General features: G+C 62.8%; 27 protein-coding genes. 16 read left to right on the top strand and 11 right to left on the bottom strand.

Going from position 1 to position 25,040, the window contains the following annotated elements; translation table 11 throughout:
* The first annotated feature begins 11 nt into the window (after positions 1-11).
* A complete protein-coding gene (locus BUA26_RS09250) occupies positions 12-809 on the top strand; it encodes a carbohydrate ABC transporter permease (protein ID WP_072760234.1) in 798 nt (265 codons plus the stop codon).
* Positions 810-974: 165 nt separating this feature from the next.
* Here BUA26_RS09250 and BUA26_RS09245 read toward each other — a convergent pair whose 3' ends face one another.
* The 3 genes from BUA26_RS09245 to xth all read right to left on the bottom strand — a co-directional run bounded on the left by BUA26_RS09245 (position 975) and on the right by xth (position 3,387).
* Complete coding sequence (locus BUA26_RS09245; protein ID WP_072759758.1) at positions 975-1,808, bottom strand: pirin family protein; 834 nt, start codon at positions 1,806-1,808, stop codon at positions 975-977.
* Between the two features lie 130 nt (positions 1,809-1,938).
* The gene (locus BUA26_RS09240; RefSeq protein ID WP_072759757.1) at positions 1,939-2,619 is read right to left on the bottom strand and encodes a YecA/YgfB family protein; all 681 of its coding nucleotides are present in this window, start codon (positions 2,617-2,619) and stop codon (positions 1,939-1,941) included.
* The gene (gene xth, locus BUA26_RS09235; RefSeq protein ID WP_072759755.1) at positions 2,620-3,387 is read right to left on the bottom strand and encodes an exodeoxyribonuclease III; all 768 of its coding nucleotides are present in this window, start codon (positions 3,385-3,387) and stop codon (positions 2,620-2,622) included.
* 290 nt (positions 3,388-3,677) lie between these two features.
* Here xth and BUA26_RS09230 point away from each other — a divergent pair, with 290 nt between their 5' ends.
* Positions 3,678-3,887: a cold-shock protein gene (locus BUA26_RS09230; protein ID WP_007809889.1), complete on the top strand. Its 210-nt coding sequence runs from the start codon at positions 3,678-3,680 to the stop codon at positions 3,885-3,887.
* Positions 3,888-4,017: 130 nt separating this feature from the next.
* Here the strand turns inward: BUA26_RS09230 and BUA26_RS09225 are convergent, their stop codons facing one another.
* Entirely contained in the window at positions 4,018-6,075 is a 2,058-nt protein-coding gene (locus BUA26_RS09225) for a M3 family metallopeptidase (protein WP_072759753.1), read from the bottom strand.
* 143 nt (positions 6,076-6,218) lie between these two features.
* Here BUA26_RS09225 and BUA26_RS09220 point away from each other — a divergent pair, with 143 nt between their 5' ends.
* On the top strand, positions 6,219-6,752 hold the full coding sequence (locus BUA26_RS09220) for a gamma carbonic anhydrase family protein (protein ID WP_072759751.1): 534 nt from the start codon (positions 6,219-6,221) through the stop codon (positions 6,750-6,752).
* Between the two features lie 44 nt (positions 6,753-6,796).
* On the opposite strand, the gene BUA26_RS09215 is transcribed toward BUA26_RS09220, so the two are convergent.
* The 4 genes from BUA26_RS09215 to aroE all read right to left on the bottom strand — a co-directional run bounded on the left by BUA26_RS09215 (position 6,797) and on the right by aroE (position 10,483).
* Positions 6,797-7,348, bottom strand: a complete 552-nt coding sequence (locus tag BUA26_RS09215) for an energy transducer TonB (protein WP_072759749.1) — start codon at positions 7,346-7,348, stop codon at positions 6,797-6,799.
* Between the two features lie 159 nt (positions 7,349-7,507).
* Positions 7,508-9,280, bottom strand: coding sequence for a peptide-N4-asparagine amidase (locus BUA26_RS09210; RefSeq protein WP_072759747.1), 1,773 nt, complete (start codon positions 9,278-9,280; stop codon positions 7,508-7,510).
* A 109-nt stretch (positions 9,281-9,389) separates the two neighbouring features.
* Positions 9,390-9,656, bottom strand: a complete 267-nt coding sequence (locus BUA26_RS09205; RefSeq protein ID WP_143154217.1) for a YkgJ family cysteine cluster protein — start codon at positions 9,654-9,656, stop codon at positions 9,390-9,392.
* Positions 9,653-10,483, bottom strand: coding sequence for a shikimate dehydrogenase (gene aroE / locus BUA26_RS09200; protein WP_072759745.1), 831 nt, complete (start codon positions 10,481-10,483; stop codon positions 9,653-9,655). Before aroE ends, BUA26_RS09205 begins: the two co-directional genes overlap by 4 nt.
* Before the next feature lie 257 nt (positions 10,484-10,740).
* Here aroE and BUA26_RS09195 point away from each other — a divergent pair, with 257 nt between their 5' ends.
* Positions 10,741-10,998 carry a hypothetical protein gene (locus BUA26_RS09195; RefSeq protein WP_072759743.1) on the top strand — a complete coding sequence of 86 codons (258 nt, stop codon included), beginning with the start codon at positions 10,741-10,743 and terminating at the stop codon, positions 10,996-10,998.
* A 54-nt stretch (positions 10,999-11,052) separates the two neighbouring features.
* Here BUA26_RS09195 and BUA26_RS09190 read toward each other — a convergent pair whose 3' ends face one another.
* Positions 11,053-12,540: a RimK family protein gene (locus tag BUA26_RS09190; protein ID WP_072759741.1), complete on the bottom strand. Its 1,488-nt coding sequence runs from the start codon at positions 12,538-12,540 to the stop codon at positions 11,053-11,055.
* Positions 12,541-12,793: 253 nt separating this feature from the next.
* On the opposite strand from BUA26_RS09190, the gene BUA26_RS09185 reads away from it, so the two are divergent.
* Positions 12,794-13,267 carry a GNAT family N-acetyltransferase gene (locus tag BUA26_RS09185; protein ID WP_072759739.1) on the top strand — a complete coding sequence of 158 codons (474 nt, stop codon included), beginning with the start codon at positions 12,794-12,796 and terminating at the stop codon, positions 13,265-13,267.
* A gap of 37 nt (positions 13,268-13,304) precedes the next feature.
* Here BUA26_RS09185 and BUA26_RS09180 read toward each other — a convergent pair whose 3' ends face one another.
* Positions 13,305-13,994: a hypothetical protein gene (locus BUA26_RS09180; RefSeq protein WP_072760230.1), complete on the bottom strand. Its 690-nt coding sequence runs from the start codon at positions 13,992-13,994 to the stop codon at positions 13,305-13,307.
* A 100-nt stretch (positions 13,995-14,094) separates the two neighbouring features.
* Between BUA26_RS09180 and BUA26_RS09175 the strand changes: the two genes are divergently transcribed.
* The 11 genes from BUA26_RS09175 (at position 14,095) to BUA26_RS09115 (ending at position 24,438) form a co-directional block, all read left to right on the top strand.
* A complete protein-coding gene (locus BUA26_RS09175; RefSeq protein ID WP_072759737.1) occupies positions 14,095-14,268 on the top strand; it encodes an LPS translocon maturation chaperone LptM in 174 nt (57 codons plus the stop codon).
* 14 nt (positions 14,269-14,282) lie between these two features.
* Positions 14,283-15,131, top strand: coding sequence for a diaminopimelate epimerase (dapF, locus tag BUA26_RS09170; RefSeq protein WP_072759735.1), 849 nt, complete (start codon positions 14,283-14,285; stop codon positions 15,129-15,131).
* A gap of 94 nt (positions 15,132-15,225) precedes the next feature.
* Positions 15,226-15,909, top strand: a complete 684-nt coding sequence (locus BUA26_RS09165) for a DUF484 family protein (protein ID WP_072759733.1) — start codon at positions 15,226-15,228, stop codon at positions 15,907-15,909.
* Positions 15,910-15,930: 21 nt separating this feature from the next.
* Positions 15,931-16,815, top strand: coding sequence for a tyrosine recombinase XerC (xerC, locus tag BUA26_RS09160; protein WP_072759731.1), 885 nt, complete (start codon positions 15,931-15,933; stop codon positions 16,813-16,815).
* Positions 16,816-16,972: 157 nt separating this feature from the next.
* Positions 16,973-18,022: a glycosyltransferase family 9 protein gene (locus BUA26_RS09155; RefSeq protein WP_255368220.1), complete on the top strand. Its 1,050-nt coding sequence runs from the start codon at positions 16,973-16,975 to the stop codon at positions 18,020-18,022.
* 81 nt (positions 18,023-18,103) lie between these two features.
* Positions 18,104-18,640, top strand: a complete 537-nt coding sequence (hslV, locus tag BUA26_RS09150) for an ATP-dependent protease subunit HslV (RefSeq protein ID WP_072759729.1) — start codon at positions 18,104-18,106, stop codon at positions 18,638-18,640.
* 81 nt (positions 18,641-18,721) lie between these two features.
* The gene (gene hslU / locus BUA26_RS09145; RefSeq protein WP_072759726.1) at positions 18,722-20,062 is read left to right on the top strand and encodes an ATP-dependent protease ATPase subunit HslU; all 1,341 of its coding nucleotides are present in this window, start codon (positions 18,722-18,724) and stop codon (positions 20,060-20,062) included.
* A 42-nt stretch (positions 20,063-20,104) separates the two neighbouring features.
* Complete coding sequence (locus BUA26_RS09140) at positions 20,105-20,731, top strand: hypothetical protein (RefSeq protein ID WP_178368561.1); 627 nt, start codon at positions 20,105-20,107, stop codon at positions 20,729-20,731.
* Between the two features lie 107 nt (positions 20,732-20,838).
* On the top strand, positions 20,839-21,750 hold the full coding sequence (gene rbsK / locus BUA26_RS09135) for a ribokinase (protein ID WP_072759724.1): 912 nt from the start codon (positions 20,839-20,841) through the stop codon (positions 21,748-21,750).
* 1,376 nt (positions 21,751-23,126) lie between these two features.
* Positions 23,127-23,630 carry a hypothetical protein gene (locus BUA26_RS09120; protein WP_143154216.1) on the top strand — a complete coding sequence of 168 codons (504 nt, stop codon included), beginning with the start codon at positions 23,127-23,129 and terminating at the stop codon, positions 23,628-23,630.
* A 226-nt stretch (positions 23,631-23,856) separates the two neighbouring features.
* On the top strand, positions 23,857-24,438 hold the full coding sequence (locus BUA26_RS09115) for a hypothetical protein (protein WP_072759716.1): 582 nt from the start codon (positions 23,857-23,859) through the stop codon (positions 24,436-24,438).
* Between the two features lie 218 nt (positions 24,439-24,656).
* Here the strand turns inward: BUA26_RS09115 and BUA26_RS09110 are convergent, their stop codons facing one another.
* Entirely contained in the window at positions 24,657-24,971 is a 315-nt protein-coding gene (locus tag BUA26_RS09110; protein ID WP_083572934.1) for a helix-turn-helix domain-containing protein, read from the bottom strand.
* Between the last annotated feature and the right edge of the window lie 69 nt (positions 24,972-25,040).

Genomic DNA, 25,040 nt, shown 5'->3' with positions numbered 1-25,040 from the left:
TGGCGAAGGCCATGATCAACGGCCTGTTGATCGGTACGGCGATCGTGGCACTGTTCCCGCTGCTGTGGATGCTGTCGGTATCGTTCATGGCGCCGGGCGAGGCCAGCTCGCTGCCGCCGCCGCTGCTGCCCGCGCATCCCACGATGGACAACTATCGCGAGCTGTTCGTGCACGCCGGCATGGGGCGCTACCTGCTCAACAGCCTCGCCGTATCCAGCGTGATCACCGCGCTGTCGCTGGGATTCAATCTGATGGCCGGCTACGCGTTCGCCAAACTGCGTTTCGCAGGGCGCGAGCGGCTGTTCCAGGCGCTGATCGGCGCGCTGGTGATTCCGGCGCAGGTGGCGATGCTGCCGCTGTTCCTGCTGCTGAAATACATCGGCCTGGTCAACAGCTACGCCGGCGTGATCGTGCCCGGCATGGCTACCGTGTTCGGCATCTTCCTGGTTCGCCAGTACGCACGCGGCATTCCCGACGAATTGCTGGAGGCCGCACGCATCGATGGTGCCGGCGAATGGCGCATCTTCGGGCAGATCGTGCTGCCGCTGCTGAAACCGATCATGGTGACGCTGGCGATCTTCAGTTTCCTTGCCGCGTGGAACGATTTCATGTGGCCGCTGATCGTGCTGACAGGGCAGGAACACTACACGCTGCCGATCGGACTGGCTTCGCTGGCGCGCGAGCACGCGCAGGACAGCGAACTGATGATGGCCGGCTCGGTGATCACCGTACTGCCGGTGCTGGCGCTGTTCCTGGCGATGCAGCGCTACTACCTGGAAGGGTTGCTGCTCGGCAGTGTGAAGGGCTGAGCTATGCACCACGTTCTGGACTTCTTCTTCGCCGACTGTTCTCCGGCGCATCGCCCTGTAGGAGCCCGCTTGCGGGCGATGCTGTTGCTCCAGGTCTTCCCAGTCCCAGTATCAAAACAACAGCGTCGCCCGCGAGCGGGCTCCTACAAGGTAGGGTCAGCGACCTCAGAACTTGCCGGCGCGGAAGTCGGCGATCGCTTCGTGAATCTGCTCGGGTGTGTTCATCACGAACGGCCCGTAGCGCGTCACGCTTTCGTTCAGCGGCTTGCCAGCGACCACCAGCAGACGTGACGGCGCGTCGCCGCCGGCCAGCTGCAGTTGCCCGCCTTCGGACAGCACGCCCAATTCGCTGCGACGCAACTGTTCGCCACCGACCAGCGCCGCGTCGCCTTCGAACACGTAGGCAAAGCCGTGGTGCCCGACCGGCAAGTCCAGCGTCAGCGTGGCGCCCGGCTGCAAGCTGATGTCCAGGTAGACAGGCGCGGTAACGATGCCCTCGACCGGACCGGTCGCGCCGGCCAGTTCGCCGGCAATCACCTTTACCTCGACACCATCGGCCGGATGCACCACCGGAATCCGCTCCGGGCCGATGTCCTGATAGCGCGGCGCGGTCATCTTGTCTTTCGCCGGCAGGTTCACCCACAGCTGGAAGCCCCACATCAAGCCGTTTTCCTGCTGCGGCATTTCCGAATGCAGGATGCCGCGGCCGGCCGTCATCCACTGCACGCTGCCGGGAGTGAGATCGCCGCGGTTGCCGTGGTTGTCGTGATGCTGCATGCGGCCGGCCAGCATGTAGGTGACCGTCTCGAAACCGCGATGCGGGTGCTCCGGGAAGCCGGCGATGTAGTCGCCCGCGTCGTCGGAACGAAATTCGTCCAGCAGCAGGAACGGATCCAGCATATCCAGCGCCGGTTGGCCGATGACGCGCTTGAGCTTCACGCCGGCGCCGTCGGACGTGTCGGTGCCGCGGATGCGGCGGGTGATGTGGCGGTCGCTCATGGCTTGCTCCGGTAAGGAATGACTGACCGGCAAGATGGCCCTCTTCCCGCGCTTATCCAAGCACCGGCGCGGGAACGGATCGTTTCATTCCGGCAACGCCGGGCAGACGTGACGCACCGGCCCGGCGATCTCAATGCACCCAGTGGCCACTGCGCTGACGCGGCGGCGCGTTGCCGTCGTCTTCCTTGTCGGGGCGCTGCTGCAGCACCATCGTTTCCACTTCCGCCTCGGTGGCCGGCTTGGCCTGCCAGTACTGGTTGACCGCGCCGAGCACGGCCGGCACCTGCGCCAAGCATTCGTCGTATTCCTCGTCGCTGAGCTTTTCGAACTCGGTATCCGCGCTGAGGATGCCTTCGTCCACCGCCAGCGCCATCACCGGGCCCAGCAGCTCCATCAGCTGCGGATCCTCGGCCAGGCGGTTCTCCCACAACGCGGCGCGCAGGTCGATGCCGCGACTGAAGCCTTCGCACCAACCAGCGGCGGACAGCATCGGACCGGTTTCCATCTCGATTTCGCCCAGGATCGGTTCGTAGGCCTCGACGTCGAGTTCGGCGCTGATCGAGTCGTTGAGCTTGGCGAGCAGCGCCAGCACGCGATTGCCTTCGTCCTCGTCGGCGAACGGTTCGTGCAACACCTCGGGCAGCCATTCGTCCGGCAGCACCAGCAGCGGGCCTACGGCCAACGCACTGAGCAAGCCATGCACGCCATCCAGCAGCAGGTCGCCTTCGCCGGTATGCGCGCGCAGGTAGCGATCCAGTTCATCCAGCTCGTTGTCGTCCAGCGAGCTGGGCCATTCGGTTTTTGAAGTCATTCAGATATCCAGTTCCAGCGTCACCGGCGTGTGGTCGGAAGGTCGCTCCCAGCGACGCGGTTCGCGGTCGATCGCCGCCGCCGTGGCGGCGGATTTCAATGCTTCGCCGATCAGGATCAGATCGATGCGCAAGCCCATGTTGCGACGGAACGCAGCCTGCCGGTAGTCCCACCAGCTGTAGTGTTCAGCCCCGGCTTCGAACAGTCGGAAGCTGTCATGCAGGCCGAGGTCGGTGATTGCCTTGAGCCCGGCGCGTTCCGGCGGCGAACACAGAATGTCCTCGCCCCAGGCGACCGGGTCATACACATCACGATCGTCCGGGCAGATGTTGAAATCACCCAGCACCACCAGGTTGGGGTAACGCTCCAGCTCGCGGGCCAGGAATTCGCGCACCTTGGCCAGCCAGTCCAGCTTGTAGGCATATTTCTCGTCGCCGATAGCCTTGCCGTTGACCACGTACAGGTCCACCACGCGCAGGTCGCCGATGCTGGCGGCGAGAATCCGCCGCTGCGGGTCAGCCAGCCCGGGAATGTCGGTGACGACGTCGCGCGGTTCGTCGCGAGCCAGGATCGCCACGCCGTTGTAGGTCTTTTGTCCCGAATACACCGCGCGGTAGCCGGCCGCGGCCAGCTCGTCGACCGGGAATTTCGCATCTTCCAGCTTGGTTTCCTGCAGCGCCACGATGTCCGGCTGTGCGTCGGCCAGCCACTGGGCAAGATGCGGCAGGCGCACCTTCAGCGAATTGACGTTCCATGAGGCAATTTTCATGACGCCATTGTAAGGGAAGCGTCCAGGCGGGTTGCTTCAAGCGAAGAGTAACTGCGAGTCGTACCGGCTGAAACGGCGCTGCGGTGCCGTTTGCCTCGGCAGAAAGCCGGGTTGGGAGGGCGGGGAGGGCCGATATACAGGAATTTGCGTGGAAAACCCACCGAAACCTTGCATTCCGGTGTATGCTGGGAAAGCAAGAGTCCGAGGCAACTCCGATTTCCTGCTTCTATTGCGGTCAAGTGCATCACGCTCCAAGCCGCAAATCATCCATGCTTCAAAGGTAATGTTACATGTCGGATCGTCAGAGCGGTACAGTCAAGTGGTTCAACGACGCCAAAGGTTTTGGCTTCATCACCCCGGAAAGCGGTGACGACCTGTTCGTGCATTTCCGCGCGATCCAGGGCACGGGCTTCAAGTCCCTGCAGGAAGGCCAGCGCGTCACGTTCGTCGTCACCAAGGGCCAGAAGGGCCTGCAGGCTGAGGAAGTCCAGGTTGCCTAAATCCTTCGGGATTTGAGCGATCTTGAAAAGCCCGCTTCGGCGGGCTTTTCTTTTGCCCCGATTTTCTTTTGCGCGGGGGGACTTGCCGTGTCGCGCCGTCGAACGGGACGGCGTGACACGGTCGATCGCATCAGGCCAAGCCGTGACTGCGCAGCAGCGCTTCCGGTTCCGGCTTCCTCCCGCGGAACGCGGTGAAGCTTTCCAGCGCGGGGCGGCTGGCACCGACCGCGAGGAACTCGCGGCGGAAGCGGTCGCCCGTAGCGCGATCGATCACACTCCCGTTTTCTCCGGCGCGTTCCTCGAACTCGCCGAACGCATCGGCACTGAGCAGTTCGGCCCACAGGTAGCTGTAATAACCGGCCGCGTAGCCACCGGCGAAAATATGGCTGAATCCGTGCGGAAAACGCTGCCATGCCGGAGGATGCAGCACCGCGACCTGTTTGCGCACATTCTCCAGCACGGCCAGCGCGCGGGCACCCTGCGCGGGGTCGTAGTCGAGGTGCAGCAGGAAATCGAACAGCGCGAATTCCAGCTGGCGCACCAGGAACAAACCGGCGTGGAAATGGCGCGCGGCGAGCATGCGTTCGAACAGCTCGTCCGGCAGCCGCTCGCCGGTTTCGTAGTGGCGGGCAAACAGATCCAGCGCCTGGCGGTTCCAGCCGAAATTTTCCATGAACTGGCTGGGCAGTTCCACGGCGTCCCATTCGACGCCGTCGATGCCGCCGATCGAGGGCAGCGCGATCTCGGTAAGCAGGTGATGCAGGCCGTGACCGAACTCATGAAACAAGGTCAGCACGTCGTCGTGGGTGAGCAAGGCGGGCTTGCCCTCGGTCGGTGGCGCGAAGTTGCAGGTGAGGAAGGCCACCGGCAGCTGCCGATGCTCGCCGTCGTCGAAACGGGCACGGCAGACATCCATCCACGCGCCGCCGCGCTTGCCGTTGCGCGCATACAGATCGACATAGGCACCGGCGAACACGCGGCCATTTGCATCGCGCACGTCGTAGTAGCGCACGTCCGGATGCCACACATCGACGCCGTCGCGCTCGGCCAGCGTGATGCCATAGAGTTTTTCGGTGAGTCCGAACAGGCCGTCGATCACCGCAGGCAGCGGGAAGTACGGCTTGAGCTGTTCCTCGTCCAGCGCGTACTGCTGCTGGCGCAGCTTTTCCGAGGCGTAACCGACGTCCCACGATTCCAGGTTGTCGAGCTTCAACTCGGTGCTGGCGAATTCGCGCAGAGTGGCCAGCTCCCGCTGCGCCACCGGCTTCGCCCGCTTGGCCAGGTCGTGCAGGAACTCCATCACCTCGGTCGGCGAGGTAGCCATCTTGGTCGCCAGCGATTCCTCCGCCGCGTTGGCGAAGCCGAGCAGCTGCGCGGCCTCGTGGCGCAGCGCCATGATTTTCTCGATACGCGCGCTATTGTCGAACTTGCCGGCGTTCGGGCCCTGGTCGGAGGCGCGGGTCTGGTATGCCCAGTACACCCGCTCGCGCAGACCACGGTTGTCGGCATAGCTGAGCACGGCTTGCACGCTGGGTTGTTTCAGGGTCACCAGATAGCCGTCCAGACCCTGATCCTCGGCGTACTGGCGCAGCACTGCGCGACCGGATTCAGGGATGCCGGCGAGATCGCGTTCGTCGCTGATGTGCTCGTGCCAGGCCTCGCTGGCATCGAGCACGGCATTGGAAAACTCGGTGGAGAGTTTCGACAGCTCCACCCCGATTTCGCGAAAGCGCGAACGCGCCGGCTCTTCCAGTGCCACGCCGGACAGTCTGAAGTCGCGCAGCGCATGCTCGACCAGCGCGCGTTCGGGGCGTGGCAATGCGGCGAATTCCGGCGCATCGGCCAGCGCCTGCACCGCGGCGTACAGCGCACGGTTCTGGCCCAGCTCGATCGCATGATCGGTCAGTTTTTCCTCGGCCGGGCCGTAGGCCTTGCGCAGCGCTTCGTTGTCAGCCACCGAATGCAGGTGGCTGACCGGTGCCCAAGCCCGCGCAAGCCGCTGTTCCAGCCGTTCCTGCGTCAGCATCACCGTGGCGAAATCGCGCGGCGCATCAGGCGCCGTGAGCGCATCGATGCTGGCGCGGTAGTCCGCAAGAATCGTGTCGACCGCCGGTTCGACATGTTCGGGACGGATTTGCGTGAATGCCGGCAAGGTGTCGTCGGCCAGCAGGGGGTTGTCGTGACTCATGAACGCTCCTTTTCAGGCTGCCAGCGTGGCGACCGCGCGGGACGAAATCAAGCACCACCATGTGATGGCGATGACGGGCTTCATTTCGACCCTTCGCTCAGAGCCGCCCCCACAGGCGGCGCGGCGGCCGCTACCATGCGCGGATGAATCCCCTGCGCAGCTACAAGGGCATTGCGCCCACTCTCGGCGAACGCGTCTATATCGACCCCGCCGCCAGCGTGATCGGCGATGTGGTACTTGGCGACGACGTGTCGATCTGGCCCGGCACGGTGCTGCGTGGTGACGTCAACCACATTCGCGTCGGCGCCCGCACCAGCATCCAGGATGGCAGCATCGTGCACGTAGCCCATGCCGGCCCCTATGGCCCGGGCTTCCCCTGCCTGATCGGCGAAGGCGTCACCATTGGCCACGCCGCGGTGGTGCACGCGTGCAGCATCGGCGATTACTGCCTGATCGGCATGCACGCCAGCGTGCTGGACGGCGCGGTGGTGCGGAAGTACGGCTTCGTGGGCGCCGGTGCGCTGATCCCGCCGGGCAAGGTGGTCGGCGAGCGCGAGCTGTGGCTGGGCAACCCGGCGAAGTTCGTGCGCCTGCTCAGCGACCGCCAGATCGAGCAGCTGCACTACTCGGCCGATCACTACGTGCGCTTGAAGGATGAGTACCTGGCAGCCGTCTGATGGCGTAGCTCCGCGCTCCGCGCGCTGCTGCTACCTTCGCGCCATCATTTGCCCGACGCACCCGCGATGGCCTCTTGCTGGATGCGCTCGGCTTCCGCTTCATGCCGCTTCGTTTCGATGTTGCGTGCGGCGGAAAGTTTGCCGCCAAGCAGGGCCAGCGTGAAGTTGTCGCGGTCGAACTCGCGCAGCAGGTCGATTTCGCGACGCGCTTCGTCCAGCTCGTTCTGATTGATGCTGCGCTCGATTTCCACTGCGGCACGCGGAAAGGATTCGCGCAGCGCATCCCGGGCCGTCGGGTCGTTCGGTTCCAGCTGCAGCACGCTGAGGTAGAACTCCCACGCATTGCTGCCAGCCGGTGCGATCAGGCGGTTGTCGTGCATCGCGTCGCGTGCCAGTCCCAGCAGAATGTGGGTGCCGCTCTGCGCGTCGTCAGCGGACCCACCTGCCGCGTGATCGAGTGATGACAGGGAGTCGTTCGACGATGCGGTTGCGGTGGCGTGGCTGTACCAGAAGATGCCGCCGGCGGCGACCAGTATCAGCAGCGAAACGAGAACAAGCGCGCTGCGACGCGGCGCAACGGAGAGAAAACGAAACATGGCACCTGCTGCATGGCGTTCGGCCGCGCGCGGAAGTTGCCGCCCTCGGCACGCCCCCAGCGGATGCCGCCACGGTAGCCACGCCATGTGTCAATCATGTTGCACGACGTCGACGTCGCCACCGGCCAAGGTGACGACGGCGACATTCATCCACTCAACTCACCAACCCAGCACGGCATTGCCGCCGTCGGGCGAGCCGTCCGGATGGCTGAACCAGAGCACGCTGTTCTGGTTGTTGGGGCAACCGTTGCCGCTGTCGTAGCTGGTCACCACGCCGCTCAGCGTGCCTACGTTGCGGCGGTAGCAACCACCCAGCGAATCGCCGAATGCGAACGCCTGCGTGCTGTGCTGGCCGGTATGGCTGGTCAGGTGTCCGCTGGCATCGAAGTTCAGCGTATCGCCACTGTCCACCGTGTCGTTCACATTGGCCGAGTACAGCGTGATGCCGAACAACTGATGCTCACCGTGCTTCGCGTAATTCTGGTGCACCACGGTGGCCAGCGCGAAGCTGCCGTCGGCAGCCACCTGCTGGGTGAAGTCCACGTGCAGCGGGTAGCTCAGCTGCTCGCTATATTTGCTGATGACGAAAGCACCGACGCTGCTCTGGCTGCTGCTGCTGACCGAGGTGAGCTGATCGCTCACCTGCCGGTAGGTGGTGGCATTGATGGTGAAGCCCTGAGTATCGGCAAAGCCCACCGTCTGTTCGACCTTGTTGTGCACGCGGCCGTGCGACGTGTTGGCATAGCCCTGGATGATGAAATGGCGGCTGAGGTTGGTGTTGATGTCGCCGGTGATATTGCCGGAGGCATCGGTAACCAAGGTATCGCTGATCGTCGGTGTCGGCGGTTGATCGACCAGCGTATTGCGCTCGATCTGTCCGCTGACCTGCTTCACGTGCGGATCCAGATACACCAGCAGACTGGCCGTGGCGGAGAAGTAGTTGTTGGCGCCCGCGACGTTCACCGCGACCTGATGCGGCGCACCGTCGCTGAGCACTCCCGCGAACGGCGAGAGATCGACCCGGTACGGCATGAAATTCAGCGTCTGCACGCCGGGGGTCGGCCGCCACAGATAAGGATCGATGCCGCCGGTGTAGATCCACGGATACACCGGTGCCACGCCGGCCGGCTGACCGTCGATGCTGACCTCGGCCTCGCGGAAATTGCCGCCGCCGCATTCCTGTACCTGGGCGGCATATTGATCGGGCACGCAGGTGTACCAGAACTCATCGGCGTTCTGGCTCTGCACGAACACGTCGAGATAGGCGCGCTCGACATTGCGCGGCAAGCTGAGCGCCTTCACCAGCTGGCTGTCGGAGTTGCCCAGCGCGACGGTATTGCCCACCGCATCGCTGCCCAGCGGATAGATCGCATCGGGCGCTTTCGCCGCGGGTGCGCTGGGCGAAGCGGGATAGAACAGCAACCGCGCGCTGCCACCGATCACGCCGGTATAGGTGCCGTTGACGATATTGCCTATGACCGCCTGACCGTTGCCGGCCTGCCGCAGCAAGGCGCTGTAGTCGGTAAGATCGCGTTCGACGTGCCAGCTCGGCGCGACTGCTGCCGAGGGCTCCTGGGTGGTGCCGAAATACAGGTTGACCCCGCCCAGCCACAACGTGGCGGTACGGTCGAACTGGCGTCCGGCAGTGACCGAGAAATCCGCCTCCAGCACCACCTTGGCCCAATGCGTGCCACAGCCGGTGGGCGGCGTATAGGTATACGGGCGCGTGTTGAAATCGGTGAAGGTCAGACCGCTGAACAATTGCACCACGCAAGGTGTGCCTGGCGGCCGCGGCACGGTGGGGTCGGCCACGGTGACGTTGGTGGAACCTATCGGATCAGTTACCGCAGCTGCGTTGAACGCGCTGCCGGCAAACACGAAAGACAGCCCGGCGAAAACCAGGCCACGACGAGTGAACCTTTTCGGCAACATACGCAAATCCCCAAGTGATGGTGCCCCCTGTCGTTCGACGCTAGCACGCCTCCGTTTCGCGTGGGGTAAACAGCCGTCCAAATGCGCACCTTCGGCACGGGGCCCCGATTCAGGCGCCGGAAGTCGCCGTCTCCAGCCGCGCGAGCCATGCCAGCGCATGCACTCGATCGGTGCCGCACATTGCCGGTTCGGGCTGCAAGCTCGCGCATACTGCCGGCCGGCGCGGATCGCCGAAGATCGCGCAGCGGTTGTCCTCGGTCAGCTGTACACAACGCACGCCGGCGGGCTTGCCGTTCGGCATGCCCGGGATCGGCGAACTGATCGACGGCGCGATGCAGCAGGCGCCGCAGCCGGCCCGGCAGGCCAGCCCGCTCAAGCGGGCTGGCGTCGCAGCGATTGATAGACCGGCTCGGTATCCGGCCGCCGGCCATGCCAGAGCTCGAACGCATCGGCGGCGGTTTCCACCAGCATGCCCAGGCCGTCGAACGCGTAGCGCGCGCCGGCCGTTTTCGCCCACGCCAGGAAACTGCCGGCCGCTGCGCCGTAGGACAGGTCGTAGCACAGCGCGCGGGCGCCGATCAGCGAGAACGGCAGTTGCAGCGACACGCCCAGCACGCCGGCCGAGGTCGCGTTGACGATCAGGTCGTAGCTGCCGATGTTGGCCAGATCTTCCCAGTAGCGGGTATGCGCGCGCGCCGGTTCGCCGATTGCGTCGGCCAGCGCATCGGCTGCTTCCGGCGAGCGGTTGACGATGGTCAGCGTCTCCACGCCGGCATCCAGCAGGTTCCACGCCACGCCATGCGCGGCACCGCCGGCACCGAGCAGCAATGCGGTGTGACCGCGCAGGTCCATGTCGTGACGCTCGGTCAGATCGCGCACCATGCCTGCACCATCGGTGTTGTGCGCAGCCAGCCGACCATCGGTCAGCCGCGTCAGTACGTTTGCGCTGCCGGCACGAGTGGCCGCTTCGCTGCGCGTATCCGCCAATGCAAAAGCAGCGGCCTTGTGCGGCAACGTCACATTCGCGCCGCGGCCACCCTCCACGAAGAAGCGCTGTACCGCCGCGGCAAAGTCGGCCGGCATCGCATCGATCGTGCGGTAGTCGAGCTCGATACCAAACTGCTGCGCGAAGGCGCGGTGGATTTGCGGCGACAAGCTGTGGCCGATCGGATGGCCGAATACGGCGAACTGGGCGGGTTGCATGCGGGATTCCCTGCAGGATGACTGGCGCCGCGACGGGCGTGCTGGCATGCATTCTACAGGCCGAAGCTTTTGCGAGATTCGTCGCACAAGGAAAGCCGGCTCTCTGTGGGAGCGGCTTCAGCCGCGACAGTTCTCGCCGCGAGAACAGCAGGGGCGTCGCGACTGAGTCGCTCCCACACAGACAACAGCAAACAAGTCGCAGCCTGTGAGATGACAACCGCGCAATTTACGGCCATCGCCATCGCAAGGACACTGCCATGCACACACCAACCCTATCTTCCCCGCATCACCAACGCTTGCTCGGCGCTGCCATGCTGTGGCTGCTGGGTGGCGGTGCGTTGCTGTTGACCACCGTGGTTCCGCCACGCACCGAACTGCTCGGTTGGACGCCGGCCTTCTGGCTGATAGGCGCACCGCTGGCCGTATTGCTGGTGCTGGAGCCGGCGCTGCCGCGCCGACTGCTGGCGTTGTGCCGGTTGCGGCGACGTGCACCGCATTCCGCGATCTGGCATTGAGCTTTCGGCAAAGCGAGCCCCCGTCACTTGCCGGCGAGAAGGGGAACGGGGCGATCAGCCCGCGACGCCTTGCCGCTTGCGCTCCATCCGCCGCAGGAACTCCTGCATGACGCGCAGATACAGTTCATTGCCCAGATGAGCGTCCTCGACGCCGGCATCGATCGACGGGTTGTCGTTCACCTCGATCACCACCGGCGGCTTATTGCCGACCTGCTTCAGGTCGACACCGTACAGCCCATCGCCAATCGGCTGGGTCGCCTTCAGTGCCAGCTTGACCACTTCAGCTGGCGCATCGTTCACCGCGATCGTTTCGAAACCACCGGATTTCGCGGTGCCTTTGGCGCCGTGGTTGTAGATCTGCCAGTGGCCGCGCGACATGTAGTACTTGCACGCATACAACGGTTCGCGATTGAGCACACCGATGCGCCAGTCGAATTCGGTGTAGACGTATTCCTGTGCCAATAGCAGCGCGCTGTGCTGGAACAGGCTGCTGGCCGCCTGCGCCAGCGCTTCTTCGTCTTCCACCTTGACAACGCCGCGCGAGAACGAGCCGTCGGGGATCTTCAGCACTAGCGGAAAGCCAAGCTTGGCAACAACGTCCTTCATACCCTTGCTGTCGTCGCGGTAGAGGATCTCCGTACGCGGCACCGCGAGCTTGCGCGACACCATCAAATCGTTGAGGAAGATCTTGTTGGTACAGCGCAGGATCGAAGTCGGATCGTCGATCACCACCATGCCTTCCTTCTCCGCGCGATGCGCGAAGCGGTAGGTGTGGTTGTCGCTGGCGGTGGTCTCGCGGATGAACAGGCCGTCGTACTCGGCCAGGCGCTGGTAGTCGTTCTTGCCGATCGGATCGACCTCGATGCCGAGCTCCTTGCCGGCCGCGACGAACGCCTTCAGCGCTTTCTTGTTCGACGGCGGCATCTGCTCGGCCGGATCGACCAGCATGGCGATGTCGTAGCGGTATAGCTTGCGCGCGCGCGGCTTGCGCCACAGCTTCTTGGAAAAGCGGTCGAGCTCCTCTGCGAACGCATCTTCCTGTGCGTCGTCCAGCGTCTGCAGGCCGACCGGCTTGATCGCGCTGACCTGCCACACGCGGTCGCGCTCGAACTCGATGCGCAGCAGCGGGCAAGGGAAAGATTCGAACACCTGCCGCGCCAGATCCTGCAGCGCCGGGTAGGCGGTCTCGCCGAAGTAGACAAGGATGCCGAAGTCGGTGGTGTCACGGCCGCCGGCCGGCAGGAAATGAGTCAGCTTCTGGTTGAGGTCATCGATGTCGACGCCGTACAGCGAGCGCCGGCGCAGGTCGTTCACCGTGCGTACCGACGGCATCACCTTGTGCCCGCGCGCTTCGGCCAGCAACGACACGTAGTAACCGGTGCCCAGATACTTGTAGCTGCGGCACAGATTGATGACGTGGGTGCGTTCGTCGTCGCCGCCAACCGGCTCGCGCAGGTAATCCATCGCGCTCATCACGTCGACGGACGGGTAGTACGAACTCCAGTCGGAGGCTTTTTCGACAACGATGACCAGACGGGTCATGACACCACTCAGGCGATGCAGCTGCGGCGGGAAGGCCCTGCGGCGGCAGAGCGGAATACACGAGTCGCGCAGTTTGGCACAGGGCCGCCGTTGCACAAGCGAAAGCGCTGAAGCTCGACTAAACGACATCCGACCGTATCAAAAACTACGGGCTCTTGCCGGCAACGGCTGCTAGAGTCCGCGCGTGTCGATCACCCCACCCCTCTGCCCCACGACGCCGCGCGATGCGCAGCGCAGGATTCCCAAGTCCGGCATGCACCCACTTCCCGCTACCGCCAGCGTGCGCGTCCGCCGCGCTGAAACATCCGACCTCGATGACCTGGTGACTCTGGAGGACCGCACCTTCGACAGCGACCGCATGAGCCGCGAGCAGTACCGTCGCCATCTCGACAGCGACTCCGCGCTGGTACTGGTGGCCAGCGCGAATCACCGCAACTTTCTCGGCACCGCCGTGCTGTTCTTCCGCAAAGGCAGCGGCGTGGCGCGGCTGTACTCGCTGGCCACCCAGCCCGAGGCACGCGGCAAAGGTGTTGGCTCCGCACTGCTCGAAGCCACCGAAGCCGCCGCCCGGCAGCGTCGCTGCCGCGCGCTGCGGTTGGAAGTGCGCACCGACAACCACAGTGCGATCAAACTCTACGAACGCCTCGGCTATCGACGTATCGGCGCACTGGCGGGCTACTACCAGGACGGCGCAGATGGTTGGCGCTACGAGAAACTGCTTGCATGAACCCGTCGCGGCCGGAGACAGGCGTCGGCCCAGCGGCTCAATCGCCCAGCGGTTGCCCGATCCGCCGTGCGGTCGCCTCGTCCGGCCGCGCCACCAATGCACCGGTACGCATCAGGCTGACGCTGTAGTGGCCTTGATCGACCAGGGGCAGGAAGGCCCCGCTGCCGTAGACCGTATCGACCTCGGGTAGCCATTGCGGATATTGCTTGCTGAGGGTGCGCAGATCGAACGCTCCGGCTTCGCCGAAATCGATCACGGTGCGTGCCGCGCTGGCTTCCTGTGCGGCATCGTCGTAGCGGCCGGACAAACGATCTAGCCGGTACAGCGGCGGCATGCCGGCCAGCAGTGCAGGCAGTTTCCACTTCAGCACCACAGCTTCCACACGCCAGTCATCGCCGGCCAGCTGGACTTGCCGAAAGCTGCCGTCGGGCCAGGTCAGAACCAGCGCCCAGCGTTGCGGCGACAGGATGCGGGCGTCGATATCGACTATCGGCGCCTCCTCGCCGAGCAGCCGGTAGCCGCGCAGCGCGAAACCGGCACCGGCCAGCAGCAAGGTGAGCGCAAAAGCACCCAGACACAGCAGCGCACGTCCGCTGGCCGCCAGCCGGCGGCGGTGATGCAGGTGCCGGCGCAATACCACCAGCTGTACCAGCGTGATCAGCGCGAAGACCGTTGCCAGCAACAGCAGCACGGTTGCCGGCAGGCGTAGCAGTTTGCTCCAGTCCATCGTGAATCCCTCATCGCCTTGGTGGGCGATTAGTACCGGCATCATAACGGTCGACGCCGCAGGCATCGTTATACTGCGGTCGTCTCAAGGAACCCTCACCATGCGCCGATCCCTTCTGCTGCTGCCGTTCTGTCTCGTTGTCGCCACGCTTGCCGGTTGCGGCAACAAGGGCCCGCTGACGTTGCCGCCGACCAAGCCGGCGGCAACCGCTCCGGCACCGGCAGCGCCGGCCCCTGCCGCCAGCAGCGCCATGCCGGCGGCCCAGCAGCCCTGAGCGACGGCGCGATCATGCAGCTGCGCTTTTCCAAGATGCACGGCATCGGCAATGACTTCGTCGTGCTGGATGGTCGGCTCGATGGCATGCCGCTGAATGCGGCGCAGATCCGCGCGCTAGCCGATCGTCACACCGGCGTGGGCTTCGACCAGCTGCTGAGCGTGGAGCCCGCGCGCGATCCGACATGTGCGTTCTACTACGGCATATGGAACGCCGATGGATCGCCGTCGGGCCAGTGCGGCAATGGTGTGCGCTGTGTGGCGGCGTGGCTGCATCGAGCCGGCGAGCTGGCGCTTGGCGACAACATCAGGATCGAGAGCCCGTCCGGGCCGGTGACGGTACGCCTGCTGGGCACGAACGAAGTCACCGTGGACATGGGCGAACCGATCTTCGAGCCGGCGCGCATTCCGTTCGCAGCTGAACAGGCGGCGGATCGCTATGAAATCCGCGTGGGCGCCGACACGCTGCAGATCGGCGCGGTGTCGATGGGCAATCCTCATGCGGTGGTGGTCGTGGGTGATCTGACCGATCCGGCTCTGGAGCAGCTGGGCCCGCTGCTGTCGGGCCATGAGCGCTTTGCGCAGAGCGCCAACACCGGCTTCGTGCAGCAACTCGATCGCGGCCGCCTGCGCCTGCGCGTGCACGAGCGCGGCGTTGGCTGGACGCTGGCCTGCGGCACCGGGGCCTGCGCGGCCATGGCCGTGCTGCATCAGCGAGGCGAGGTCGATGACCGCGTGCAGGTGGAACTGCCCGGCGGCACGCTGCGGATCGACTGGGCCGGCCCTGGCCACCCGCTGTGGATGACTGGGCCGGCGGCGTTCGCGTTCGAGGGCGAATGGACGGTTCCGGCGCACAAAGCCTGACACGGCGGTTGAAGCGCGACCGCGTCCATCGCACACTCCAGCCAGACGGCGCGCTCTTTCCGCACGCCCCGTAACGGTTCGAGGATACCTCCGCATGAGCGCAACCCTGCTCGACGACGCCACCCAGGCCCGCGTGGTCGCCGCCTATCTGAAACGCCACCCGGAGTTCCTCAGCGAATATCCCGACTTGGCCGCGAAACTGACGATGCCGCGCGAGCAGGGCGCCGTATCCTCACTGGCGGTCTATCAGCTGCAGAGCCTGCGCGACAAGAACGCCGAGCTGGAACGCCGGCTGGCCGAGCTAATCGAGATCGCCGCCGAGAACGAGAAGCTGATGGAGCGCGTGCACGCGCTCACCGTGGCGCTGCTGCGCGCGAACACGATGGAGGTGACCGCACGCAGCGTGGTCGCCAAGCTCAGCGCGGATTTCCACACCGAGCACGTGCGTCTGGTGCTGTTCGGCAACGAGGCGCACCTGCCGCGCGCCACCTGGCTGCAGCAGGTAGCCGGACCCGAAGCCCTGCCGGAGTTCGCCGAGTTCCTGGATCAGAACGAACCCGTCTCCGGGCGACTGTCGGCCGAGAAGCTCGGCCGGCTGTTTGGCGTGGTCGCCACCGAGATCCGCTCAGTCGCGATGATGCGGCTGGGCGACTCCGGCATGCTGGCGATCGGCAGCCATGATCCCGACCGTTTCCAGCCCGGCATGGGCACGCTGTTCCTGAAGATGATCTCGGCCACCATCACCGCCGCTTTGGCGCGTTCGCGAGACGTGTCCTGAGGGCCTGCCCATGGTCCGGCGATGACGCCTGAACAAGAAGTCGACGGCTGGCTCGCCCGCCTCGCCGGGGAGCGGCACGCTTCGCCGCACACGGTGGCCGGTTATCGCCGCGACCTGGCCAAGTTGTTGCGTTTCATGCAAACGCAACAGCTGACCTCGTTCGACGCACTGGATGCGAACCGGATGCGGACGTTTGTCGCTGGCGAACATCGCGCCGGCCTGGCGCCGAAAAGCCTGCAGCGCCTGTTGTCGTCCTGCCGCAGCCTGTTCCGCCAGCTCAACCGCGAAGGCCTGCTGGCCGTCGATCCGCTGCTCGGCGTGCGCGGCCCCAAGGTGCGTCGCAAGCTGCCGCAGGTACTCGATGTCGACGAGGCCAGCGCGCTGGTCGAAACCGACAGCGGCGGCAAGCTTGCCGTGCGCGACCGTGCGATGCTGGAGCTGTTCTATTCCAGCGGCCTTCGTCTGTCCGAACTGGTGGGCCTGCGTTGGATCGATCTGGATCTCGACGGCGGCGAAGTGCGTGTGCTCGGCAAGGGCAGCAAAACCCGCATCGTGCCGGTCGGGCGCCACGCTATCGTCGCGCTGCGCGCACTCGGCACCGAAGAGGGTATGCAGGCCGACAGCCCCATCTTCCGCGGTCGTGGTGGCGCGCTGATCAGCCCGCGCACGATCCAGCTGCGCCTGAAAACCCTGGCGCTGCAACAAGGCCTCCCCAAGAACATTCATCCGCACCTGCTGCGGCACACCTTCGCCAGTCACATGCTGGAGTCCTCCGGCGACCTGCGCGCCGTGCAGGAGCTGCTCGGCCACGCCGACATCGCCACCACGCAGATCTATACGCATCTGGATTTCCAGCATCTGGCCAAGGTCTACGATGCCGCGCACCCGCGCGCGCGTCGCAAATAAATACGAAACTGCTACTCTGCGCTGAACGACAAGCCTCGGACGAAGCCGCCATAAGCCTGCGGAAAGACTCCTCCCGCGACAATGCCATCCGACAACCCTCCAGGCATCAGCCACCGTGACCCGCTCGGAAATTCCACTCTCGGTCACAGTTCCCATCGTGATCGATCACGACGTGCGGCCGACGCATCGGCACCTGCTGGGCGTGGGTGAGCTGCCACCTCGCGACATTTTCCGCATCCTGTTGCTGCGTCCCAATCATCGGCTTGGCAATACGCTGCTGCTGACCCCGCTGCTGACCGAGCTGGAACGGCGCTATCCCGGTGCCGAGATCGATCTGGTCACCGGCTGCGAAGCAGCCGATGACGTGTTCGCCGGATTTCGCCAAGTTCGCCATATCCATCAACTGACCCGGCGGCCCGGTCACCATCCCGTGCACCTGTTGCGCACGCTGCTGCTGCTGCGGCGGAACCGTTATGACCTGGCCATCGACAGCACCCGCGGCTCGCGTTCGGGCCGGCTGCTGCTGTTCCTCAGTGGCGCCCGCCATCTGCTGGGGCTGCCTTCCAGCAAGCGCGAACTGCGCGAAGGCGGCTCGGCCTGGCAAACCGCCCTGGCTCACGCGCCCAGCCACTTTTCGCTGGATGGCGTATACGCATTGCGTTGCGCGATGGGGCTGCCTTTCATGGCTCAGGACGCCATCTGGCCACCCATGCGCATTCACCTGCGTGCGGAAGAACAGGTGTGCGGCCGCGCACTACTGACCGACCTGCTCGGGCATGCACCCGACGGTGATCACCAGGTCATCGCGCTATTCCCCAATGCCACCGGCAACAAACGCCTTGGCGGTGAGTGGTGGCTGGCGTTGGCCGACGCACTGAAGGCGGCGAATCCGCGCTTGAGCTTCATCGAGATGCTTCCTGCGCATGGCCAGTCGCAGCTGCAGCTCCGCTTTCCCGCCTTCTACTCCAGCAACGTGCGTCGGATGGCGGCCGTGCTCGCGCAGTGCCATGGCTACATCAGCGCCGACTGCGGCGTGATGCATCTGGCCTGCGCCGCCGGCGTACCTACGCTGGGACTGTTCACGCGGGACAACCTGACCCGCTATCGCCCCCGTGGCCCGCATGACGAAGCCCTGTGCGTGGCGGATTGCGCGCCGGCCGAGGTGGCTGCTGCAGCTGCACCGTTCCTGCACGCCTTGCCGCGCTGAGGCTGAGGCTAGCGGGCATCGCTTGCAATCGGCCTGGCCGATCCATATCTAGTCAGCTCCCTCCCGGAGCTAGGCACCATCATGGAATCCTTCCACGCCACCACCATCGTCTGCGTGCGCCGCGAAGGCCGCGTCGTGATCGGCAGCGACGGCCAGGTCACGCTTGGCAATACGGTCATGAAGGGCAATGCGCGCAAGGTGCGCCGGCTGGGCAAGAGCGGCGACGTCGTGGCCGGTTTCGCCGGTGCCACTGCCGATGCGTTCACGCTGTTCGAATTGTTCGAGCAGAAGCTCGAGAAGCACAACAGCAACCTGACCCGCGCCGCTGTGGAAATGGCCAAGGAATGGCGCACCGACCGCCGCTTCGGTCGGCTCGAGGCGATGCTCGCGGTGGCCGACAAAGAAGTGTCGCTACTGATCTCCGGCAACGGCGATGTGGTCGAACCCGAACACGGCCTGATCGCCATCGGTTCCGGCGGTCCATTCGCCCAGTCCGCGGCGATGGCGCTGCTCGAAAACACCGAGCTGGATGCGCGAACCGTCGTCGAGAAGGCGCTGAAGATCGCCGGCGACATCTGCATCTACACCAATCACAACGTGTCGATCGAAGAGCTGTAGGCGCGGCGCGCTACGGCTTGATCGCACACGGTTCGCGCACTCCGCTGCGCTTCCCCACGCACGAACATCCTCGGTGACTTCATGTCCGAACTGACTCCCCGCGAAATCGTCAACGAACTCGACCGCTACATCATCGGCCAGCATGACGCCAAGCGCGCTGTGGCGGTGGCTCTGCGCAGCCGCTGGCGTCGCATGCAGCTGGAACCGGGCATGCGCGAGGAAGTGACTCCGAAGAATATCTTGATGATAGGCCCCACCGGCGTGGGCAAGACCGAGATCGCCCGCCGACTCGCCACGCTGGCGAACGCGCCGTTCGTGAAGGTGGAGGCGACCAAGTTCACCGAGGTCGGCTATGTCGGCAAAGATGTGGAGTCGATCATCCGCGACCTCGCCGATGTGGCCTACAAGCTGACCCGCGAGCAGGCGATCAAGCGCGTGCGCACGCAGGCCGAGGATCGCGCGGAGGATCGCATCCTCGATGCCTTGCTGCCGCGCCGGCAGACACCGACCGACTGGACCCACGATGCGGCGCCGGCCGGCACCGAGCACAACGACACCCGCCAGAAATTGCGCAAGCAGCTGCGCGAGGGCGCGCTGGATGAGCGTGAGATCGAACTGGATTTCGCCATGAACGTGGGCGTGGAAATCATGTCGCCGCCGGGCATGGAAGAAATGGGCCAGCAATTGCGCCAGATGTTCCAGAACCTCGGTGGCGCCAAGACACAGCAGCGGAAGCTGGCGATCAAGCTGGCGCGACCGCTGCTGATCGACGAGGAGGCCGGCAAACTGCTCAATGACGAGGAGATCCGCGCGCAAGCGATGGAGGCGGCCGAACAGAACGGCATCGTCTTCATCGACGAGATCGACAAGGTGGCTCAGCGGGGCGACCACGGCCACGCCGGCGTCAGCCGCGAAGGCGTGCAGCGCGACCTGCTGCCGCTGGTCGAAGGTTCCACGGTGTCGACCAAGTACGGTCCGATCAAGACCGACCACATGTTGTTCATCGCCTCCGGCGCGTTTTCGCTGGCGAAACCGTCCGACCTGATCCCGGAACTGCAAGGCCGCCTGCCGATCCGCGTGGAGCTGTCCGCGCTCAGCGTGGACGACTTCAAGCGCATCCTGCGCGAACCGCACAACGCGCTGACCAAGCAGTACACAGCGCTGCTCGCCACCGAAGGCGTGGGCCTGGAGTTCGTCGACAGCGGCATCGACCGGCTGGCTGAGGTGGCGTTCCAGGTGAATGAGCGCACTGAGAATATAGGCGCGCGCCGACTACATACGGTGATGGAACGGCTGCTGGAGAAAATCTCCTACGAAGCCGCAGACAAATCCGGCGAAAACTACAAGATCGACGGCGAACATGTGGATAAAACGCTTGGCAGTCTGGTTCAGGACGAAGATCTCAGCCGCTACATCCTCTAGCTTTCCAGGATGCTAACAAGCCAATTACCTCGACCTGTTAAAATGGAAGCCGTGAGCAACATCATTGAACTGAAAAATACCGGCCAGCGCGCCCAGTTGCGCGAAGCGCAGCAGAAGCAGACGCTGGTACGGTTGTGGCGCGAGGATCTCGAGCACGGCAGCTTCTGCGGATACGTGGGCGGCGTCGGGCGGGAATTCTTCCTGCTCTGGGTGGTCGGCGACGGCATCACCTACGACGGCATGTACGTGATGCGCCATCGCGACATCTCCGAACTGGAAGCGCCGGACAAGCACCATGTGTTTTTCGAGAAGGCGCTGGCGCTTAAGCACATCCTGCCGCGGCCGCCACGCGGCTTTCCGCTGGACAACATCCGCGAAGTGATCCAGGCCGCCGGCGCGCAGGCACCGGTGATCGGCGTGCATGTGGACAGCGAGGACGAAGCCGAGGTCTGCTACATCGGCCGGCTGGTCAGCGTCGAGGAAGACGGCTTCCACATGCAGGAACTCAGCCCCGATGCGGAGTGGATGCGCGAGGCCTCGTTCTTCTCGTGGGACGAGGTATCCACCGTCAGCATCGAGGACAGCTACGCGCAATCGCTGCTGGCGGTGGCCGGCGCCGCACCGGCGCTGGAGCAGGGCGACGACTCCGGGATCGGTCGCGCGCATTGATCGCGCCGCGGATGTAGAGCGGGGGTGCGTGGTTTCAGCCTCATCGCCGCAACAGCTAAGCTCCCCGATAGCCGCGAAATCAGCGGCCCAGCACCCGGGAGCAAGACATGACACGCATCGTCGTCGTCGGCAGCATCAACATGGATCTGGTGACCCAGGCGCCGCGTTTCGCCGGCCCCGGCGAAACCATCCTGGGCGAACGCTTTCTGACAGTGCCGGGCGGCAAGGGCGCGAACCAGGCGGTAGCTGCGGCACGGCTAGGCGCCGAGGTGGCACTGGTCGGCGCCATCGGCGCTGACGCGTTCGGCCGGCAACTGCGCCAAGGTCTTGCCGCCGAAGGGATCGACCTCACGCATACCGTCCAGCTCGACGGCTGCGCCAGCGGCACAGCTTCGATCACCGTCGCCGGCGGCGAAAACCAGATCATCGTGATACCTGCCGCCAATGCTCGTGTCACTCCGGCCCAAGTCGAGCAGGCACAGGCGATGGTGGCCCTCGCCGACGCGGTCCTGGTGCAAATGGAAATTCCGCTGGAAACCGTGGCAGCGACATTGCGACTCGGCCAACGGCTCGGCGTGCCGGTGATTCTCAACCCCGCGCCCGCACAGAAGCTGCCCACCGACTGGCTGAAACTCGCCCGCTACGTTACCCCGAACCAGCATGAACTCGCGATCCTGCTCGATGCCGATCCTACCGAGACCGATTCCACTAAAGACTTCCGCGACCTGATGCAGCGCACGCCTTGCCCCGTGGTACTCACCCGTGGCGCCGAAGGCGCGTGGTATCGCGAAAGTGGCGAACCGCAGCATCAGGCTGGCTTCAAGGTCGATGTCATCGACAGCACCGGGGCCGGCGACACCTTCAACGCCGCACTCGCCGTTTTCCTGCATGAAGGCCTGCCGCAGGCCGTGCGCAAGGCATGCGCCGCCGCCGCACTATCGGTAGCCAAACTTGGCGCACAAGGCGGCATGCCTACCTTGCATGAAGTAGAAACGCTGCTTGCCCTGCAAGCCAGCTGATTACTTGCCGATGCAGAACGTTGCTACATGCACAATGATGCTTAAATTTAGCCATTGTTCTGAGTAGTGTACAGTTGGTGGCCCCACTGGTGGGCCCACATCAAGCTCACTCAGGCGACGTAGCCTTTTCCAGCTTTCTGGGCGGTCATACAGGCGATCTTCCCGAAGCGACGTGCATGCGTCGATCACGAGATCCCATGGCGTGAACCTCACCGTTCAGGCCCGACGTCACTTATCTCATTTGGCTTCTATTCAGATTGAAAATCTGACCTAGACCGCGCGACGAACTACCCATTGGGCCGTCCACAACAATTCTTATATTTGTCGCGAGCCATCTGCCATGGCAGCGACACGCTGCCTACCAACTCACTATAAAAATGATTCTGAATTGCTAAATATTGTTGGGTGCGTCTTGACGGACTTCTGGACTAGTTCCGTTCGTCTCCTACGATGGTTGAGCTGACCAACAGCTCAGATTGGCACCCGCCTTTCTGGAACCCACTAGGTGATCCATGTCTTTCGAACACGCCCTTACGACCCGCTTCCTCCGTCTCCCTGAAGTGATGTGCCTCATCGGCCTATCGCGTTCACAGATCTACAAGATGCAAGGAGAGGGAACCTTTCCTCGCTCGATCGCGCTTTCAAGGAGAGCCGTCGCGTGGTCCGATCGGGAAGTTCGACAATGGATGGCTTGCAGGACCGAAGCATCGTAATAGTAAGCATCGAAGACCACCCCTACACGGTGGTCTTTTTTTGTCGCTGTCTGACCCTCAATCGCTCTAATAAAACATAGGTAGCGATGACGGCTCATCTTCATGTTTACGCTCTTCGGTGCCCTTCAAGCAGGGTACCCAGCTGTGATTTGGCGGCTGAAATTTATAAGCGCGCAGGGATTTTTATGAGGTTGAAAAATACTTTTTATTATATTAATCAAATGCTTGCAAAGGTAAAAGTAACACGTATAGTGCGGCCATCGAACACGACCAGCCGCAGGCAATAACGCCAAGGAGGAAAAATTCGATAAACAGAAAAGGTGATCTATGAACTACGAAAACTGCCCTGAACCACGATTCCTTCGACTTCCACACGTGATGCATCGTGTGGGGATCTCTCAAACGCACATCTACACACTCATGAAGAGTGGCCACTTCCCACGATCCTTCCGCCTACACGGCAGAACAGTGGCATGGCTCGAGTCTGAGGTGGCGACGTGGATGGCTGAGAGGGTCAGAACCGCTCATTGACGCCAGCAACTTACTAAGCAACACCGCTGCTCAGGCTCCTGAGAGCGCTTACCTTCCGATCAGAACATCTGCAGCTGAGATTTCTTCAGCAGGGACAACTATCGCCAAAAATTACCAAATGAGGACTTAAAAATGAATGCAACATATGAAAGAGCTTTACTGAAGAAGACATCAATCATCACAAACGCACCGACTGATACATCCATCCCGCCCGGAAAATATCGTGCCGCGGTTGGCTTCAAGTTCGATGCTGACATGGAACCAGACTTTGCCGAATACCTAGTGTGTCAAACGATGGTGGATATACAGCAGTGGCTTCAACAAGGCAGTGACACGGAGTTCGGTAGTTTTCGTGGTTCGGCACTTTTTCAGACCAACCCGGAATCCGGAATCGCCACCGCCATAGTTTTGTGGAAGGATCACCGATGCCTTGATCTTGATGTCGGTGGTTCACGCTACATGGTAGCGGAAACGTTATCCGAGCTCATTTACATCTCGCCTTACGAAAAAGAGTTGCTGTCAGCGCAAAGGTTTGTGGTTTGGGCTAAAAAGCAAATCACCAGAAACATGATCAAGAATTTCGAAAGGTTCTTGTCGGATGGTGAATACGCTGGAAAGACGAACTTGCTCTCCTAACCTCGACTGACTCGTGGTTGTCGACCGGTGCTATCCATGCCCGGTCGATGAGCTGGAACAAATTTTCGACACGATTCGCAAAAATCTCTAAATACGGTTGCTACGGGTCAACAACGCTTCACGCTGGTCGACCTAGCAACCTACAACCAACGCTTATCAACACCTCACTGACGACAGAAATGTCGGATCAGATTGGAAAATATTTATCTAAATTATAGGAATCAACATGTATAAAAATTACGAAATATTTGAGCATCAATATGCTAAGGTACAGAAATATATAGACTTTATAGATCAAAATTGGCCCTACAGATTTTTCGCCACTCTGACATTTCAATACAAGCTTACGGACACCCAAGGAATAGCGTTTGCATCCGAACACATCAAGCGATTGAACAGGAGATTGCTGGGCCGTTCTTGGTCGAAGCAAGGCCTTCAATGCTTGACCGGTGCAGCCACGCTTGAGCACGCAAGCATTCTTAAGCGTAGCCATGATGACCATGTGATCAAGGACAGGGGATCGTGCCATTTCCACTTCTTGCTGCACGACCATCCCTGCTTCGACAAGAATCCAGATGTCGCCTTGCATCAGCTAACCAAAGCATGGCAAGCATCGGCTCGATCACTAAATTATAAAGTCACCAGAAAGCTTGTCAGCGCGCGTGGAACGAATGTGCAGCTGTTCGAGACCACAGGTGTCTACGGATACATTTTGAAAGAGGCTAAGACACCCGGCTGGGAACGTCAGGAACGTCTTTTCTATGTGGATGGGAAGGGACTGCTCTACATAGATGCATCGGTGATCTAAAGGAGCTCAATGGGAATCCGTACCCTGTAACGTAGAAATTCCCAAGTTTCGGCAACCCTTACACAGCAAGGGTTCCGGACCGTTCTGCTGGCGATCATTTCTATAGGTTACGGTCAGCTGGGGCATACCTTGCGCATGTTGCTAGAGCGAAATTTCTCGCCGTGATGGCGTGCCGATAGTGCTGCAATCCATATGCGAACTTGGACAGCGTTCGTCTGTCACGCATCTACATCATCCAATTTGCTCAGCCTGGCAAGTTCCTTTGCGGGCGGAAAGAACTCGCCGACCTCACATTGAAGAGCAACGGCAAGCTTGACCAGTGTTGGGATGGTTGCTGCACGCTTACCATTCTCGATCATTCCAATGTGGGCGCGGTCGAGAGGAATGCTGTAAGCCAGCTTGTCTTGGCTGAATCCTTTGGCTTGCCGTATCTCGCGGACTCGCGCTCCCACTGCGCAAAGCAGTTCAGAAGGTGGTCCAGATCTGTTCTTGGAAGGGGGATTAGTACCCTTGGGAGCGTGCTTGGTTGCCATGCCCAAACACTAGGCAATGGCGGTGTTTTCTACCTCTGGCGGCATTCCCTCTGGCGGCACTACACGGTA

Source organism: Rhodanobacter sp. OK091 (assembly GCF_900142825.1).
Lineage (GTDB): Bacteria > Pseudomonadota > Gammaproteobacteria > Xanthomonadales > Rhodanobacteraceae > Rhodanobacter.
This window is presented reverse-complemented; position numbering and strand designations above follow the sequence as displayed.

Coding starts and splice junctions, on each gene's coding strand:
- BUA26_RS09250 (WP_072760234.1), top strand. CDS start 12: ATGATCAACGGCCTGTTGATCGGTACGGCGATCGTGGCACTGTTCCCG.
- BUA26_RS09245 (WP_072759758.1), bottom strand. CDS start 1,808: ATGAGCGACCGCCACATCACCCGCCGCATCCGCGGCACCGACACGTCC.
- BUA26_RS09240 (WP_072759757.1), bottom strand. CDS start 2,619: ATGACTTCAAAAACCGAATGGCCCAGCTCGCTGGACGACAACGAGCTG.
- xth (WP_072759755.1), bottom strand. CDS start 3,387: ATGAAAATTGCCTCATGGAACGTCAATTCGCTGAAGGTGCGCCTGCCG.
- BUA26_RS09230 (WP_007809889.1), top strand. CDS start 3,678: ATGTCGGATCGTCAGAGCGGTACAGTCAAGTGGTTCAACGACGCCAAA.
- BUA26_RS09225 (WP_072759753.1), bottom strand. CDS start 6,075: ATGAGTCACGACAACCCCCTGCTGGCCGACGACACCTTGCCGGCATTC.
- BUA26_RS09220 (WP_072759751.1), top strand. CDS start 6,219: ATGAATCCCCTGCGCAGCTACAAGGGCATTGCGCCCACTCTCGGCGAA.
- BUA26_RS09215 (WP_072759749.1), bottom strand. CDS start 7,348: ATGTTTCGTTTTCTCTCCGTTGCGCCGCGTCGCAGCGCGCTTGTTCTC.
- BUA26_RS09210 (WP_072759747.1), bottom strand. CDS start 9,280: ATGTTGCCGAAAAGGTTCACTCGTCGTGGCCTGGTTTTCGCCGGGCTG.
- aroE (WP_072759745.1), bottom strand. CDS start 10,483: ATGCAACCCGCCCAGTTCGCCGTATTCGGCCATCCGATCGGCCACAGC.
- BUA26_RS09195 (WP_072759743.1), top strand. CDS start 10,741: ATGCACACACCAACCCTATCTTCCCCGCATCACCAACGCTTGCTCGGC.
- BUA26_RS09190 (WP_072759741.1), bottom strand. CDS start 12,540: ATGACCCGTCTGGTCATCGTTGTCGAAAAAGCCTCCGACTGGAGTTCG.
- BUA26_RS09185 (WP_072759739.1), top strand. CDS start 12,794: ATGCACCCACTTCCCGCTACCGCCAGCGTGCGCGTCCGCCGCGCTGAA.
- BUA26_RS09180 (WP_072760230.1), bottom strand. CDS start 13,994: ATGGACTGGAGCAAACTGCTACGCCTGCCGGCAACCGTGCTGCTGTTG.
- BUA26_RS09175 (WP_072759737.1), top strand. CDS start 14,095: ATGCGCCGATCCCTTCTGCTGCTGCCGTTCTGTCTCGTTGTCGCCACG.
- dapF (WP_072759735.1), top strand. CDS start 14,283: ATGCAGCTGCGCTTTTCCAAGATGCACGGCATCGGCAATGACTTCGTC.
- BUA26_RS09165 (WP_072759733.1), top strand. CDS start 15,226: ATGAGCGCAACCCTGCTCGACGACGCCACCCAGGCCCGCGTGGTCGCC.
- xerC (WP_072759731.1), top strand. CDS start 15,931: ATGACGCCTGAACAAGAAGTCGACGGCTGGCTCGCCCGCCTCGCCGGG.
- hslV (WP_072759729.1), top strand. CDS start 18,104: ATGGAATCCTTCCACGCCACCACCATCGTCTGCGTGCGCCGCGAAGGC.
- hslU (WP_072759726.1), top strand. CDS start 18,722: ATGTCCGAACTGACTCCCCGCGAAATCGTCAACGAACTCGACCGCTAC.
- BUA26_RS09140 (WP_178368561.1), top strand. CDS start 20,105: ATGGAAGCCGTGAGCAACATCATTGAACTGAAAAATACCGGCCAGCGC.
- rbsK (WP_072759724.1), top strand. CDS start 20,839: ATGACACGCATCGTCGTCGTCGGCAGCATCAACATGGATCTGGTGACC.
- BUA26_RS09120 (WP_143154216.1), top strand. CDS start 23,127: ATGAATGCAACATATGAAAGAGCTTTACTGAAGAAGACATCAATCATC.
- BUA26_RS09115 (WP_072759716.1), top strand. CDS start 23,857: ATGTATAAAAATTACGAAATATTTGAGCATCAATATGCTAAGGTACAG.
- BUA26_RS09110 (WP_083572934.1), bottom strand. CDS start 24,971: ATGGCAACCAAGCACGCTCCCAAGGGTACTAATCCCCCTTCCAAGAAC.